Genomic DNA, 14,337 nt, shown 5'->3' with positions numbered 1-14,337 from the left:
GAGCTACAGGTACTGCAGCTCGATCTTCTCAATCCAAGACGGCAGGTTCTTTGCCACAGTCGGCCAATCGATTTCCTGACCCGTAAAAGAGTCGGTCTGCTCGACGGCATCTTGATCTGCGTCCGCAAGCGCGTCGGAGTTAACTGGTGCAGTGAAGAACTCGCGCGACCATGCCGCCTGAACCTCTGCGGAGCCGAACCAATCGATAAATTCCTCGGCCTTCTCGTTGTCGCTGCCGGCGACCTTCGCGATGTGCTGGGTTGCCATAGGTACGCCGATCGCCGGGTGCACCGCGGTGGTCTGGATTCCGTACTCCTTCTCACGGTTTGCCTTACCCGCAAGCCACATCTGACCAGCGTCGACCTCGCCAGCCTGCATGCGGGCGTAGAGGTCGGTACCCTTCACGGCCTTATTGCCATTCTTGAAGTAAGCCTCGATGGCCGACCAACCTTCCTCGGAAACACCGAGGTCGCCACTCTCGTCGAGATAGCGGGAGAGGATGCCGGAAAGAACCATCTGAGTGGTAGCACCACCCATGCTGGTCGGAACTTCGTAGCGGTTGTGGAAGCGATCCTGCTCCCACAGATCTGGCCAGTCCTTAGGTGCATCAGCCTCGGAGTACGCCTCGTCGTTGTAAACGAGCATGATCGGCTCGCGCACGATTGGCCAGTACTGTTCGTCATCGCCGATGCCGGCTTCGACCTTGTCGGACCAAGACGGCTCGTAGGCTTCCAGTACACCGTCATCCTTGAGGTGCTCGAAGAAAACGTTGTTGAGACCAAAAACAACATCGGCCATAGGGTTAGCTTGCTCAGCAACCAGGCGGTCTTGGATGTCGCCGCCACCGAGATTGACAAACTCAACTTCGAAGCCAGCCTCAGCAGCCTGCTCCACGAGCCACTCGCCGCGACCATCAGAGGTGGAATTGGAGTAGATGATCAGCGGTTCATCTGATCCGCTTTCGGAGGAGCAAGCCACCAGGGAAAGTGCGGTCACTGCGGAGGTGACCACCGCAGCTGCCTTCTTAATGAAAGATGAGCGATTCACAAGATTGCCTTTCGATTGCAAGATGTCCGGGTCGGGAAGCACGTTGCTGTAACCAAGCTGAGTGTCACTTCGTGCATGAACGCGCTTTCATGGGGTATGTTCCGCCAACTTCGTTAATTCTCGGTTAAGGGAGCTTTAAGGGGTGAGGAAATGTTGGAAGCGCTTTCATGTACGGGTTTTCATTAGGATCGCGACACTCGCATAAACTCCTCGGCATGTTGGAACTGCGCCCCGATCGCACCGGCACCGTCGAATCCGGCGGCGTGCGCGTGCACTGGTACGAGGTCGGGCCCGAGTCTGCGAACGTTACCGTGGTCTACGTGCACGGCTTCAACATCGCCGCGCCGGAGTTCGTGTTCCAGGTCGAAGCTCTTCGCGGCCAGAGCATCAGGCAATTGCTTATCGACGTCCGCGGCCACGGCAACACCGGCTATTGCTCGCCCGAGCTGCTCACCATTGACAACGCGGCCGACGACGTTGCTGCCGTGTTGCGCGCGAGGGGTGTGCGCGGGCCCGTTGTGGTGGTGGGGCACTCGCTGGGTGGGCCGGTGTCGTTGTCACTGATGCGCAGGTACGCGGGCGAGTTTGAGTGGGCGGGGTCGGTGCAGATTTCTTCAGCCGTCGAACCGTTTGCGATGCAGGGGATGCCGCAGGTCTTGGCCGGGCCGATCGGGCACGCGCTGGAGTGGGTGGTGGCGCGCACGCCGCACTTTGCTGAGGGGGTGCGGCGCGCAGTGACGCGGTCTCTGGCGCCGGTGCTGGCGTTGGGGTTCTACTTCCGGCCGATGCCGTACGACGTGATCCGCTTTCACGCGGACATGATCCAGCAGACGCCGCTGGCCACCTACGCCGGGTACTTCGACGACCTGCTTGACCACTCGGAGCTTGAGGCGGGGGATGTGCTGGCCGATCTTCCCGGCTACATCTTGGTAGGCGACCGCGACCACGTCACTCCGGTGTCGCAGTCCGCGCGCCTCTGGGAGCTGTGGCCGCGGGCGTTCGTGCAGGTGCTCCCGGACTCCGGGCATATGCCGCCGCTTGACGCGCCGGGCGCGGTGACGGCCGCGATTGAGCGTGTGATCGCGCTAGGGGTCCGCGAGCGGGCGGTCGGGAGCTTTGACAACGTCTGAGGGGCCGGAATTACTACTACGCTCAGGGGCATGCTGAAAGAGCAAGAGATCGTAGTCAAGCAAACAAAAGCGGTCGGGCGCGATGAGTTCGCGATTGAGACCCCCACAGGCGAGTTGCTGGGCACGGCTCGGCAGACGCGGAAAATGGGCGACATTGTCAAGGCGTCGCGCGGGGTGGAGGTGTTCGACGCAGCGGGCGCGCACGTGCTCAGTATTGAGGACCCGTTCGATCTCATCCGCGACACCTACGCCGTGCACCTGGTCAACCCGCCGATGGAACTGGCGCGCCTGACGCAGCGGTTTGCGTGGATCGGATCGAAGTTCGACGTCGTGGTTGCTGGCTTTCCTGAGGTGCAAATCGAAGGCAAGGTATTCCAGCTCAACTACACGCTGACGTCCCAGGGCCGTCCGATTGCTTCGGTGGATGCTGAATTCTCCGGTGTTGGGCGTGCGGTGATGGGCAAAACGAATTACCGGGTGCGCATGCAGCCGGGGCTCGACGAGCGCCAGCACGCTGCGGTAATTGGTATCGCGCTGGCGATTGACGTGCGCCGCGCGAAGATGCGCCGCCGCAGCGGTTAAGCGGTGGTCCCGGAGGCAGCTAGAGAGCGGCCACGGGGTTTAATGCTCTGCCTAGCCGATGCCCAGCGAGCTTGTGAGGCCAAGGTGCTGGTGAGAACTAAATCGCACCAGGCCGACAAAGACGGCGATGATCACTAGCAGCATCGACAACACCGTGGCGATGAACACCGACACCATCTCCCGGCCGCGGAGGAAGACGCTACCGAAGGTGAGCGCGAACGTGAGCACGAAGGCGACGGTGGCAGCCACGTCGTTCTTGCCGACGAACAGGAAGACGCTGGCGAACGAGGCGATGGCACCTATCGCCAGCCAGTTGATCTTGCGGCGCGGCTGCGGCTTTTGAGCGAGGTCGGCTTCTTCGGTCACGTCACCCAGTCTGCCATCGGGGGTTCGAGAGGCGTTAAATCACGATGTGAGATGGTCGTTCCGGATTGTAGGAGTTTGCGGCACGTAACTAGTGACCTGCACGAACGCGGTCTGAAACGACGCTATTTGTAAATTTTTACAGGCGAATCGCGCCCCGTGCCCCGTGCCCGTGCCCCGGCGAGGAGAAACGTCCCCGCGAAATCTAGTTCCTTAAACCATACTAACGGTTATAGTGTGCTCTACATCACGTCCAAACTAGAAGGGAGCACCATGACCACCACATCCACCGCCGCCCAGGAGTGGCTGCAAAACCTCGAGCGCGCTACCGACGCCCAAGACGCGGACACCGCAGCCACCCAGGTCACGGAGCTCTTCGAAACGGACGGCTTCTGGCGCGACTTGCTCGGCTTCACTTGGAATTTGCACACCGCGGAGGGGCACGAAGAGATTGCGAAGATGGTTCGCGAGACCCACCCGAACTGCGTGATCACCAACACCGAGCTCACCGATGAGGTTGACGAAGGCGACGGCGTTACCCGCATCCAGTTCACCTGCGACACCGCAGATTTCCATTGCCGGGCGATCGCAAGGCTTCGCGACGGCAAGGCGTGGACCCTCCTCACGTCCGCCCGCGAGCTCAAGGAGTTCCCGGAGAAGCGCGGCCGCAACCGCATCCTCGGAGCACAGCACGGTCCGGAGCAGGATCCGGAGAACTGGGCCGACCGCCGCGCGAAGCGCCGCGCCACCCTCGGCATCACCGAGCAGCCGTACGTCCTCGTCATTGGTGGCGGCCAGGGTGGAATTGGGTTAGGGGCTCGGTTGAAGCGCCAGGGGGTGCCAACGTTGATCGTCGATAAGCATGCGCGACCTGGTGACCAGTGGAGGGGCCGCTACCACTCGCTGTGCCTGCACGACCCGGTCTGGTACGACCACATGCCGTACCTACCGTTCCCTGACGACTGGCCGGTGTTCACCCCGAAGGATCAGATGGGGGACTGGCTGGAGCACTACGTGGGGATCATGGACCTGGATTACTGGTCCAACACTGAGGTGCAGCACGCCGAGTTCGACGAGACGGAGCAGCGCTGGAATGTCACGCTCACGCGCGACGGCAAGCAGATGGAGCTTCACCCGGTGCAGCTCGTGTTTGCGACCGGTATGTCCGGTGTGCCGAACCGGCCGCAGCTGCCGGGCCAGGAGAAGTTCGCGGGCGAGATCCGCCACTCCTCCGAGCATGCGGGCGGCGCAGGCGATGCGGGCAAGGACGTGGTCATCCTCGGTGCGAACAACTCCGCGCACGACATTGCGGCGGACCTGTTCCACAATGGCGCGCGGCCGGCGATGGTGCAGCGTTCCTCAACGCTGATCGTCCAATCCAATGCGGTGCTGACGCACGCGCTCGGCGCACTGTATTCCGAGGACGCGCTCGAAGCCGGCATTGATACCGATACCGCCGACCTCCTCTTCGCCTCCTGGCCGTACAAACTCCTGCCCGCGGAACAGAAGAAGGCGTTCAACGTCATCCGCGAGGAGGACAAAGACTTCTACGACGCGCTGGAAAACGCCGGCTTCCTCATCGACTTCGGCGACGACGACTCCGGCATGTTCATGAAATACCTCCGCCGCGGCTCCGGCTACTACATCAACGTCGGCGCCTCCGAGCTGGTCATCGACGGTAGCGTGCCCGTCTACTCGGGGGTCAATATTGCGGAAGTCAAGGAGCATTCAGTTTTGCTTGACGACGGCACCGAGATCCCCGCCGACGTCATCGTCCTCGCCACCGGCTACGGCTCGATGAATGGCTGGGTCGAAATGCTCATTTCGAAGGAAGCCGCGGACACGGTTGGCAAGGTGTGGGGCATGGGCTCCGACACCACGAAGGACCCGGGTCCATGGGAAGGCGAGCTGCGCAACATGTGGAAGCCGACGCAGATTGAGAACCTCTGGTTCCACGGCGGCAACCTGCACCAGTCGCGCCACTACTCGCGTTACATGGCGCTGCAGCTCAAGGCGCGCTACGAAGGCATGGACACCCCGGTCTACGAGCTGGCGGAAGTGCATCACACCTCGTAGGGGCGTGGAGTGCGCGCCCGGCGCCCCGCCACCCGCCACCCCGCCACCCCGCCACCCGCCACGTGGCGCCGCCTCCTGCCGCTGGCGAACCAAACCCGGATATCTACAGACCCTTACGTACAGCACTGGCTACATAAGGGTATCTAGTTATCCGGGTTTGTCGCCATTGTCCGGGTTTGTGTCGGGGCGGGAAGTTGATGTCGTGGTTACGGTGGTGGATTAGGACGTGTTTTAGCGGGCCGTACGCTGCGGTCAGTTGAGGTTTGTGGCGGTCGCGGCGATCTCGTCGATGCGTTCGCCGTCGGGGTGGTCGCGCAGCAGGTCTAAGTAGTCGCGAAGCGGCTGCGGATCATTGCCCGGTTTCCGGTTCCAGTAAGTGACCGCGGCTTGTGCCGCGAGGTCGATCGAGTCCGGAATCCAGACAATGGGGCCGATGTAATTCTCCGTGAGGATGGAGAAGTCCTCCCACGACGTACTCTCCGTTGGCAGAATGACGCACAGGCGCTGGATGACCTCGCTGAACTCATGCGCGTGGTCAGATTTCCAGTCGTACCCGTCGCTGAGCCAATCCAACGCCGGAAAGCGTCTGAACAAGGCGATGAGATCATCGTCGCGGCCTTCCTGGGCGGCGGCGACTGCTGCGGCAAAGTCAGAATCTTGCATGTGTGCTCCAAAAAGCGTGAGCGCCTGGAGCCGGCCAATTGGGGCCAGCTCCAGGCGCTCGGGGATGTGGGGGCGCGACCGTGGGAACTAGCGCGACCAGGGTGAGACCTACTCGGTTGCGTTCTCCGGGCCCTCTTGCTCACCCGCCTGATCCGGCACGGCAGCGGTCGGGTCGTCGAGCTTGAGATCCTTTGCGGCCTTCGCGGCGATCTCCATATCGATCTTGTCCTCGTTGGCCAGACCCATCAGGGCTGCGACCACCATGGACTCAGCGTCGATGTTGAAGAAGCGGCGGGCGGACTCGCGAGTGTCGGAGAAGCCGAAGCCATCAGCACCCAGGGTGATGTACTGGCCCGGGACGTACGGACGGATCTGCTCCTGCAAGTCAGAGGCGAAGTCGGAGGTCGCGATGTATGGACCCTCGGTCTGCTTGAGCTGCTTGGTTACAAACGGCTCGCCAACGTCCTCGCCTGGGTGCAACAGCTGCTCATCGCGCAGGTGCGCACCGCCGCGGGCGCACTCCACCCACGAGGTCACGGAGTAAATCGCAGCGCCGACGTTGTAGTCATCCTGCAGGATCTGCTGCGCGCGCAGCGCCGCCTGCATACCGACACCGGATGCGAGCAGCGAGACGCGGTTGTCCTTGGAAGTATCGCCCTCGTCGTAAAGGTAAATGCCCTTGTGCAGGCCCTCGACGTCGAGATTCTCCGGGCGCGCCGGCTGGTGGGTCGGCTGGTTGTACACGGTGAGGTAGTACATGACGTTCTCGCCGCCGTCCGGGCCGTACATGCGGTCGATGCCCTTGGAGATGAGGTACGGCATCTCGTAGGCGAACGCCGGGTCGTAGGTGACCACAGCCGGGTTCGTCGATGCGAGGATCGGGGAGTGGCCGTCCATGTGCTGCAGGCCTTCACCGAAGAGGGTGGTGCGGCCGGCGGTAGCGCCGATGATGAAGCCACGGCCCATCTGGTCGCCGGCGGCCCAGAAGTTGTCGCCGGTGCGCTGGAAACCGAACATCGAGTAGAAGATGTACATCGGGATCATCGGCTCGCCGTGGGTGGCGTACGAGGTCGCCGCCGCGATGAAGGATGCGGAGGAGCCGTCCTCGTTGATGCCCTCGTGGAGGATCTGGCCGTCGTTGGCCTCGCGGTAGGACAGCTGCAGATCGTGGTCCACCGGCACGTAGTTCTGGCCGTTCGGGTTGTAGATCTTCAGCGTCGGGAACCAGGAGTCCAAGCCGAAGGTGCGGGCCTCATCCGGGATGATCGGCACAACGCGCTTGCCAATCTCCTTATCGCGCATGAGCGCCTTGAAGGTACGAACAAGCGCCATGGTGGTAGCCACCTGAGCCTTGCCCGAGTCCTTGAACAGCGCTTTGTAGGTCTTCTCAAAGTCCGGCTGTTCAAGCGGAGTGTAGGAAGTGCGGCGCTCCGGCAGGTAGCCGCCGAGCTCCTTGCGGCGCTCCTTGAGGTACTTGATCTCGTCTGCGTCCTCGCCCGGGTGGTAGTAGGGAGGCAGGTACGGATCCTTCTCCAGCTCCTCGTCGGAGATCGGGATTTCCTGCTTGTCGCGGAAGAGCTTCAGATCCTCCAGCGTGAGGTTCTTCATCTGGTGGGTAGCGTTGCGGCCCTCGAAACTGTGGCCCAGGCCGTAACCCTTCACCGTGTGGGCGAGAATGACCGTCGGCTTGCCCTTGGTCTCCAGCGCGCGCTTATAGGCAGCGTAGACCTTGCGGTAGTCGTGGCCACCGCGGCGCAGTGCCCAGATCTCCTCGTCGCTCATGTCCTCAACAAGCTTCCGCGTGCGCTCGTCGCGGCCGAAGAAGTGCTCGCGGACGTACGCGCCGTCGTTAGCCTTGAAAGTCTGGTAGTCACCGTCCGGCGTGGTGTTCATGATGTGCACCAGCGCGCCGTCCTTATCCTTCTCCAGCAGCTCGTCCCACTCGCGGCCCCAGACCACCTTGATCACGTTCCAGCCAGCACCGATGAAGAAGGTCTCCAGCTCCTGGATGATCTGGCCGTTGCCGCGCACCGGGCCGTCGAGACGCTGCAGGTTGCAGTTGATCACGAAGGTGAGGTTGTCCAAGCCGTAGAGTGCAGCCATCTGCAGCAGGCCGCGGGATTCCGGCTCGTCCATCTCGCCGTCGCCGAGGAAGGCCCACACGTGCTGCTTGTCGGTGTCCTTGATGCCGCGGTTCTGCAGGTACTTGTTAAAGCGGGCCTGGTAGATCGCGTTCATCGGGCCAAGGCCCATGGACACGGTCGGGAACTCCCAGAACTCCGGCATGCCGTGCGGGTGCGGGTAGGACGGCAGGCCACCCTGCGGGCGGGACACTTCCTGGCGGAAGCCGTCGAGGTCGTCCTCGCTCAGGCGACCTTCAAGGAAGGCGCGGGCGTACATGCCCGGCGATGCGTGACCCTGGAAGAAGATGTGGTCGCCGCCTTGCTCAGCGTCCTTGCCGTGGAAGAAGTGGTTGAAGCCTACCTCGTAGAGGGCTGCGGCGGAAGCGTAGGTGGAGATGTGGCCGCCCACCTTTACGCCCGGCCGCTGTGCGCGGTGCACCATCACGGCCGCATTCCAACGGATCCAGCGGCGGTAGCGCTTCTCAATCTTCTCATCGCCCGGGAACTCCGGCTCGAGCTTCGTCGGAATGGTGTTGACAAAATCGGTGGAAGACAACGCCGGCAGGGGGACGCGCTTCGCGTTCGCGCGCTCGATCAGGCGCAGCATCAGGTAGCGAGCGCGCTCCGGATCGGAGGAGTCAAGCAGACCGTCGAGGGAGTCCATCCACTCCTTGGTCTCTTCGGGGTCAGCGTCGTGCAGGTAGGAGGCGACACCGTCGCGCAGCATCGGGATGTTGGTATCTGGAGCGTTGCCGTACACGTCGGTGCTTTCCAGATTGGCCTTGTCGGTGGGATCAGCCACGTGAAATCCTCCAAAGTTTGGTGATCAGTTTTGCACTCGAGTCTAGAGCGTTTGCTAGCTCACGTGCGCCGTCTATAAGAAAAGTCATACCTTGGGGGAGCACACGGGGGCGGTATCACAGGTAAAGTGAACCGTCGTTAAGCAAAAGGCCCTTGAAGGAGGACTACCACCTTGGGATCCGGTGGAGATTACGCCGCCCGTTTCGGCGTCGTGAATGGCGACGTAGTGCAAGAGATCGGCTGGGACGACGACGCAGACACGGCCATCTCTGAGGCCATCGAGGATGCCATTGGGGCATCGCTTCTCGACGAAGACTCCGTGGAGCTGTGCGACACCATCCTGCTCTGGCACCGTGATGAGGATGGCGACCTCGTCGACTCGTTGGTGGATGCGATCCGCAACCTTGAAGAGGGCGGGCGCGTGTGGCTGATGACGCCCGGTGCGGGCCAGCCCGGCGGTGTGAACCCAGGCGAGATCTCCGAATCTGCCCAGCTCGCCGGCCTCGTGCAGACCAAGGCCGACCGCTTCGGTGACTGGCAGGGTTCACTGCTTACCGCGCCGAAGGCAGGCAAGTCCTAAACACGCGGGTTTGGGCGTGCGACAGCTCGTCTGTTAAGATTTTCCGCACGCGCGCCGTTAGCTCAGCTGGAAGAGCAACTGGTTTACACCCAGTAGGTCGGCGGTTCGAGCCCGTCATGGCGCACCAGCTCAAAGTCCCTCTTCGTATGATCGGAGAGGGGCTTTAGCATCGGCAAACAGGAGAAATAGCAACGGTGAACGCAGACGGCAACGACCCGAACGGACCCACATACGTTGAGCACTACGGCAAGCGCTTCTCGGACGACTGGGGCCAGATCACCTTCGAGTGGTCCGGATACGAGTGGTCGATCCATGGCCCACGGGGCGAGCCGCAGGCGGAACACCCCAAGACCGGCGAGCGCCAGTGGGTGAACGGAGTCGAGGTGCGAGACAACGGTGATCTCGCATTGCGCAGCGAGGGTATCGACGGCGGTGTGGAGATCCTCACCGTGCCGTCCCTCGGATACGGCGTCTACACCTTCATCTACAGCGCGGACTTCAACGCCATGCACCCCAGCAACGTCCTGGGCGTGTTCACCTACGACTGGATCGAGTTCAACCACGGCGGTGGCTACTCGGAGATCGACTTCATCGAGATCTCGCGCTGGAACGCCCCGCACCTGGAACTCCCACACGCGAGCGTCACGTATTACCCCGATGACCTCGAGGTCGCCCGCCCCGGCACCGGCATCATCCCGTCAGCATTTGAGATCCCCGCCGGCCATCAGACACTGACCACCCGCGCGGAGTGGCGCGACGGCTACCTACGAGTCGTCACCTCTACCGCCGATGGGCAGGTACTTTCAGACACGGAGAGCACGTCCCGCATCCCGCGCGACAATGCACAGCAGGTGCACATCAACATCTGGACCTCGCAGCAAGAGGATAGGGAAGGATACCAAGGCTTTTCGACGGCCAGGGGCGACGAAATCATCTTCCACAGCTTCAACTACGAGGAGTAGGGCGCGGTTAAAGCGCACTACAGGATGTCGGCGCTCTCCATGTCAACGCCGCGAGCATCCGCGAATTGTGCCGGGTCCGCATAGACCGGTCCGAGGCCAGCTCCCGTGAACACGGCGTCGGTGAGAATCGCGCCGTACATTTCCGCCTCGCAGAGAATCGCGTTGGTGAAGTTCGCGCCGGTAAAGTCTGCGCCGCGGAGATTCGACCAAGCCAACATCGCCCCGGTGAAGTCACAGCCTCGGCAAATGCTGCCGGAAAAGTCGGCCTCCAACAGGTCGTAGTCCGAGAAATCCTCGCCGCTGAGGACCCGGCCCGCCAGGTTCGCGAAGCGCTCCGGCGGCAGGTTGCGGTAAGTCCCCATGGCTGCCAACTCTACAAAGGCTCGGTTATTCGAAATGGGAGCAGATCGCCGGGTCGGTGATGTAACCCTGTTGGCAGCCCCACTCGGCCTGAATCTCGCCACTTGTTCTGTTCGGGTACCCGTACTCGTCGTAGCCATACCCATTGACCGCTGCGCCGCCAGGTTTAAGCCCTGATTGGCCCTCCTGTTCGAGGTAGGCAGGGCCTCCAAGTTTCTGGAAGCAATCCTCCGAGTAACGGACCTCTCCATCAGACCAGAGTGCGGGGCCGGGAGTGCCTTCAAGGCATTCCGCGACGTATGGAGCTGATTCAACCAGGTCGGCCTCCACCGTGGCTTCAGGCGGACGAATGGAAGCTGTGTTGGGTGTGGCCTCGTTCAGCGGCAACCGGTACGACTCAAACTTCAGCTCCGTGGCTTCGTTCGGAATGTGGAAAACACCGTAAACCCGTATCTTCTCACCTTGATCGACGGTTTGAGACCAGCTCTCGAAGCCATCACTGGGAGGTCGACATTCGGAGTCCATCTTGAGCGATTGTGTGAAGCCATCCTTGTCGACGAACTTCGGATCGTTGAGCATGGTCCAGGTGTTGTGGATTAGCTGAACCGGTTCCACCTCTGCCCAAATCTGCAGATATTCTTCTTCCGCCTCGGGTTGCAGACCGTACTCATTGGGTCCGTATCGGCAATCTCCTCCGACCGTCAACTCCGTGATGGTCAGGTTGACTTGGTCTCCCATTTCCCCAACGTCAAACGTTTCACCGATTCCTACTTCCTGGTGTGTGAAAACAGCAGGTGTTGTCTCCGATGATGAGCTGGAAGCCGCAGGAGGGGAACTGGGCTGCTCGTCTTGGCTTCCGCATCCCAACAAACCAGCACCGGAAAACACCACGGTCGCCGCAGCTGCAGTTAGTCGCTTCACGAATACCTCCGAATGTCTATCTTTATTCGGATGATATTCAAGTGTCTATTGAATCTCGAACTCGGCCTCGATCGCCGCGAACAGCGCTTCGGCGACATCCGAGCCAGCGCCAGCGGGGATGAACAGCGTCACGTCGCGGCCGTCCGGGGTGGGGAAGGTGGCAGCCGCAGCGTCGACGGGCAGTGCCGCTGCGATGACGTCGAGCTCGAACGTCCGGCTCGCGGTGCCAGCGTCAGTGCCGTTAGCGTCGGCGCCGTCGCCGTCAGTCGGCAGGAAGTCGTAGTTGATGTCGGTGACATCCCATTCGCCGAAGCGCACCCGCACGGATCCGGTCGCCCCGTCGGTCTCCGGGTCGGGCATGACCGCGACGTCGGTGGCTTCGGAACCTGCTGCGCCTGCGAAGCGTTCGACGATTGCCACGATGTCCTCAGCGGAAATAACACCGGCCTCCACCTCGACGGATGAGACCACGGCACCGTTCAGAAACGGCGCACCATCCGGGTCGTGCAACCCCGCGACAGTGGTCAGCGGGTACGAGCGGAAAGTGGCCAAGTCGTCGGCCACGGCATCTTCGACATCCTCAGCCTCGATGTCGTCGTTAAGCGTGATGCCCACGCGCGCGAACGTTTCAAGGCTGGACTCCACAAGCGCGATGTCAGCATCGGTCGGCACAGAACCTGGGTGCATGGCGTCCCCTTCGTCGGATACAGCTAGCGGGTGCGGTCGCGCTGCCTATCGTAAGCCGAAGCCCACGGGTTGCGCCGGGCTTCGCCGTAGCGCGCCCGCGCCGGGGCTACCGACGCTCCAGATGACGTCGGATCTCCGTATATGAGAAACACTGAGTGTGACTCCCAAGATGATTGCCGTACATGTCTTTTCCATTGTCGGCGGCGCGTATCTTGCTCTGCTCAGAGACTATTTTCGCGAGTCGCTCGCCGAAGTATGTCACGGCCCAAGAATGCTCATTGAACCCCGGATCGTATTTGTAACCAGCTATGCGGCCTACAAGTGCGCATAGCCAGTCTGCGCATTGCACGGTTTGGTACAAGTGACTCTCCACTTCGAGAGGCGGCTCAAGCAACCGGTCGGCTTCGCGATGGGAGAACATAAAGGCGGCACTAGAGGCGAAAATCTCCATCCGCTCTTTAGGGCCCTGCTTATCCATGAGCAATAGGTAGTTTTCACCGTCGGGAAGAGAACGGTTGACGCGCTGGATGAGCTGTTTCATCGCGTGGTCGTACCGTGAGGTTTCGTTCTCCGCAGTCTCATCATTAGGGCCGCGGGGTTTCTCTTGCCCGTAAAACACCATCTTCGCATCGAGACGATCCAAGGTGTTCAGCAGTCGGTTCACCATGCCCCGGACTTCGCGGTATTTGCGGACATTGTTAGTCGTGAGTAGTGAGGCGCCCTTCTTCTCCCAATGCTCAACCGGCTTTCCCTTGGCAATAACTTTCGCATGGATCCCTTCTTTGAGCCCCGCCTCTTTAACGTGGCGAAAACCCCCGACAGCTGACGAACATTGTCGGCGGGAATGATGAACCCACCTATCCCAAATACTGGGTGGGTGTTGTACTTGGGATGATGCCGAGAGATGAATGCCCCGTTGTGCCCGAACTCGTCGAAATAGCCTAAGTACATTGTCCCCCTGACACACGAAAGCTCGTGCGGTTAGCACGAGCCTCGGAATTGGAGCACCGGAGTGCGTCCATAGCCGATTCTAGAGCGGGCCGTCGTCTAACTCAACTACAGCTAGCGGGTGCGGTCGCGCTGCCTATCGTAGGCCGAAGCCCACGGGTTGCGCCGGGCTTCGCCGTAGCGCGCCCGTGCGGGGGCCGGAGCAGCAGTGGCACCAGCAGCAGGAGCAGTTTGCTTATCGACGCCCTCCTGTTCTTCCACAGAACCGGAATCGGGATTAGGTTCGGCGCCGTTGACGGTGGCGTCGTCAAGCAAAAGCTCCTCTTGCTCCTGACGGAAGCGGCGACGCTCGCGCGTTTCAGCGACGATGAAGTAGATGAGGCCGGCGGGAGCGAGGATGCCGAAGAGTATCCATTGCAGGCCGTAGGAGAGGTGGTTGCCGGTTTCGAGCTGCGGAAGCGGGACGGCGGTGAGGACGCCGGGGGAGTCCGAGAGCAGCTGGATGTAGGGGCTGGCGAGGTCGGTGCCGATGAGTTCGCCCACCTGGCCTGGGCTGATGGAGTAGACCATCTGGTAGCCCTGGTCGTGGTTCGGCGCGGTGGGGTGAGTGCCTTCGTCGACGCGCATCATGCCGGTGATGGTGACGTCGCCGGTAGGCGGGGCGTCGAATGCGGGCACGCGCGTGGAGTCCTCGGCGGGGACCCAGCCGCGGTTGACCAGGATGGTTTGGCCGGTTTCAAGCTCGAACGGCGCAAGCACCTGGAATGCGGGCGTGCGGTCGACGGGGCGCAGGCGCAGCAGGACTTCGTCGGAGGTGAAGCGGCCCGTGGCCGTGACGCGCGTCCACTCCTGTTCGGGGTCGAAGGAGCCGTCTGCGCCGAGCACCTGGGCAAGCGGCACGGGGTCTTGCTCAAAGGCCTCGACGATCTGCTCGTTGCGATGCTCCAAGCGCTCGTTCTTGCCCAGCTGCCAGGGCGCGAGGAACGTGAACGCGAAGTAGGAAAACGCCACGATCAAAATCGCGGCGATGACCCAGCCCGGGGTGAGAAAGGTCTTCCACCACGGTTTATTTCCGGCTTGCTGGGTACTCACAA

At 61.8% G+C, this 14,337-nt stretch carries 15 protein-coding genes and 1 tRNA gene; 6 read left to right on the top strand and 10 right to left on the bottom strand.

All coding sequences use genetic code 11. The annotated features are described in order from the left end of the window. Positions 1 to 3: 3 nt before the first annotated feature. Entirely contained in the window at positions 4 to 1,047 is a 1,044-nt protein-coding gene (locus CGLAU_RS08895) for an extracellular solute-binding protein (RefSeq protein ID WP_095660387.1), read from the bottom strand. A 215-nt stretch (positions 1,048 to 1,262) separates the two neighbouring features. On the opposite strand from CGLAU_RS08895, the gene CGLAU_RS08890 reads away from it, so the two are divergent. Next, on the top strand, positions 1,263 to 2,177 hold the full coding sequence (locus CGLAU_RS08890; protein WP_232507093.1) for an alpha/beta fold hydrolase: 915 nt from the start codon (positions 1,263 to 1,265) through the stop codon (positions 2,175 to 2,177). A gap of 30 nt (positions 2,178 to 2,207) precedes the next feature. Then, the gene (locus CGLAU_RS08885) at positions 2,208 to 2,759 is read left to right on the top strand and encodes a phospholipid scramblase-related protein (RefSeq protein WP_095660385.1); all 552 of its coding nucleotides are present in this window, start codon (positions 2,208 to 2,210) and stop codon (positions 2,757 to 2,759) included. A 51-nt stretch (positions 2,760 to 2,810) separates the two neighbouring features. Here the strand turns inward: CGLAU_RS08885 and CGLAU_RS08880 are convergent, their stop codons facing one another. After that, positions 2,811 to 3,125 (bottom strand): hypothetical protein, encoded by a 315-nt coding sequence (locus CGLAU_RS08880; RefSeq protein WP_095660384.1) that lies wholly within the window; start codon positions 3,123 to 3,125, stop codon positions 2,811 to 2,813. Positions 3,126 to 3,395: 270 nt separating this feature from the next. Here CGLAU_RS08880 and CGLAU_RS08875 point away from each other — a divergent pair, with 270 nt between their 5' ends. Continuing rightward, positions 3,396 to 5,198 (top strand): NAD(P)-binding domain-containing protein, encoded by a 1,803-nt coding sequence (locus tag CGLAU_RS08875; protein ID WP_095660383.1) that lies wholly within the window; start codon positions 3,396 to 3,398, stop codon positions 5,196 to 5,198. 252 nt (positions 5,199 to 5,450) lie between these two features. Here the strand turns inward: CGLAU_RS08875 and CGLAU_RS08870 are convergent, their stop codons facing one another. Both CGLAU_RS08870 and aceE read right to left on the bottom strand, forming a co-directional pair. After that, entirely contained in the window at positions 5,451 to 5,861 is a 411-nt protein-coding gene (locus CGLAU_RS08870; RefSeq protein ID WP_095660382.1) for a hypothetical protein, read from the bottom strand. Positions 5,862 to 5,969: 108 nt separating this feature from the next. Further along, positions 5,970 to 8,711 (bottom strand): pyruvate dehydrogenase (acetyl-transferring), homodimeric type, encoded by a 2,742-nt coding sequence (gene aceE, locus CGLAU_RS08865; protein ID WP_095661148.1) that lies wholly within the window; start codon positions 8,709 to 8,711, stop codon positions 5,970 to 5,972. A gap of 246 nt (positions 8,712 to 8,957) precedes the next feature. Between aceE and CGLAU_RS08860 the strand changes: the two genes are divergently transcribed. The 3 genes from CGLAU_RS08860 (at position 8,958) to CGLAU_RS08850 (ending at position 10,327) form a co-directional block, all read left to right on the top strand. Then, positions 8,958 to 9,365 (top strand): DUF3052 domain-containing protein, encoded by a 408-nt coding sequence (locus CGLAU_RS08860; RefSeq protein ID WP_095660381.1) that lies wholly within the window; start codon positions 8,958 to 8,960, stop codon positions 9,363 to 9,365. A gap of 51 nt (positions 9,366 to 9,416) precedes the next feature. Next, positions 9,417 to 9,492, top strand: a tRNA-Val gene (locus tag CGLAU_RS08855). A gap of 67 nt (positions 9,493 to 9,559) precedes the next feature. Continuing rightward, a complete protein-coding gene (locus CGLAU_RS08850; protein ID WP_095660380.1) occupies positions 9,560 to 10,327 on the top strand; it encodes a hypothetical protein in 768 nt (255 codons plus the stop codon). Between the two features lie 17 nt (positions 10,328 to 10,344). Here CGLAU_RS08850 and CGLAU_RS12385 read toward each other — a convergent pair whose 3' ends face one another. From CGLAU_RS12385 to CGLAU_RS08830, 6 genes are all read right to left on the bottom strand, one after another. Further along, complete coding sequence (locus CGLAU_RS12385) at positions 10,345 to 10,689, bottom strand: pentapeptide repeat-containing protein (protein WP_198304894.1); 345 nt, start codon at positions 10,687 to 10,689, stop codon at positions 10,345 to 10,347. 25 nt (positions 10,690 to 10,714) lie between these two features. Then, positions 10,715 to 11,608 carry a hypothetical protein gene (locus tag CGLAU_RS12380; protein ID WP_198304893.1) on the bottom strand — a complete coding sequence of 298 codons (894 nt, stop codon included), beginning with the start codon at positions 11,606 to 11,608 and terminating at the stop codon, positions 10,715 to 10,717. A 45-nt stretch (positions 11,609 to 11,653) separates the two neighbouring features. Beyond that, positions 11,654 to 12,295, bottom strand: coding sequence for a hypothetical protein (locus tag CGLAU_RS08840; protein WP_095660378.1), 642 nt, complete (start codon positions 12,293 to 12,295; stop codon positions 11,654 to 11,656). A 106-nt stretch (positions 12,296 to 12,401) separates the two neighbouring features. Beyond that, a complete protein-coding gene (locus tag CGLAU_RS08835; RefSeq protein WP_415877157.1) occupies positions 12,402 to 13,070 on the bottom strand; it encodes a DUF3800 domain-containing protein in 669 nt (222 codons plus the stop codon). Beyond that, entirely contained in the window at positions 12,956 to 13,246 is a 291-nt protein-coding gene (locus tag CGLAU_RS12625; protein WP_415877156.1) for a DUF3800 domain-containing protein, read from the bottom strand. The genes CGLAU_RS08835 and CGLAU_RS12625 overlap by 115 nt, the downstream gene beginning before the upstream one ends. Positions 13,247 to 13,357: 111 nt before the next feature. Then, a complete protein-coding gene (locus CGLAU_RS08830) occupies positions 13,358 to 14,335 on the bottom strand; it encodes an SURF1 family cytochrome oxidase biogenesis protein (protein ID WP_095660377.1) in 978 nt (325 codons plus the stop codon). Between the last annotated feature and the right edge of the window lie 2 nt (positions 14,336 to 14,337).

Source organism: Corynebacterium glaucum, from assembly GCF_002287505.1.
Lineage (GTDB): Bacteria > Actinomycetota > Actinomycetes > Mycobacteriales > Mycobacteriaceae > Corynebacterium > Corynebacterium glaucum.
Note: the sequence above shows the minus strand (reverse complement) of the source record. Positions and strands in the feature narration are given on the sequence as shown.

Bases quoted from the DNA above. Each gene is read 5' to 3' on its own strand.
- CGLAU_RS08890 (WP_232507093.1), top strand. From the start codon at position 1,263: ATGTTGGAACTGCGCCCCGATCGCACCGGCACCGTCGAATCCGGCGGC.
- CGLAU_RS08885 (WP_095660385.1), top strand. From the start codon at position 2,208: ATGCTGAAAGAGCAAGAGATCGTAGTCAAGCAAACAAAAGCGGTCGGG.
- CGLAU_RS08875 (WP_095660383.1), top strand. From the start codon at position 3,396: ATGACCACCACATCCACCGCCGCCCAGGAGTGGCTGCAAAACCTCGAG.
- CGLAU_RS08870 (WP_095660382.1), bottom strand. From the start codon at position 5,861: ATGCAAGATTCTGACTTTGCCGCAGCAGTCGCCGCCGCCCAGGAAGGC.
- aceE (WP_095661148.1), bottom strand. From the start codon at position 8,711: ATGCTGCGCGACGGTGTCGCCTCCTACCTGCACGACGCTGACCCCGAA.
- CGLAU_RS12385 (WP_198304894.1), bottom strand. From the start codon at position 10,689: ATGGGGACTTACCGCAACCTGCCGCCGGAGCGCTTCGCGAACCTGGCG.
- CGLAU_RS08840 (WP_095660378.1), bottom strand. From the start codon at position 12,295: ATGCACCCAGGTTCTGTGCCGACCGATGCTGACATCGCGCTTGTGGAG.
- CGLAU_RS12625 (WP_415877156.1), bottom strand. From the start codon at position 13,246: ATGTACTTAGGCTATTTCGACGAGTTCGGGCACAACGGGGCATTCATC.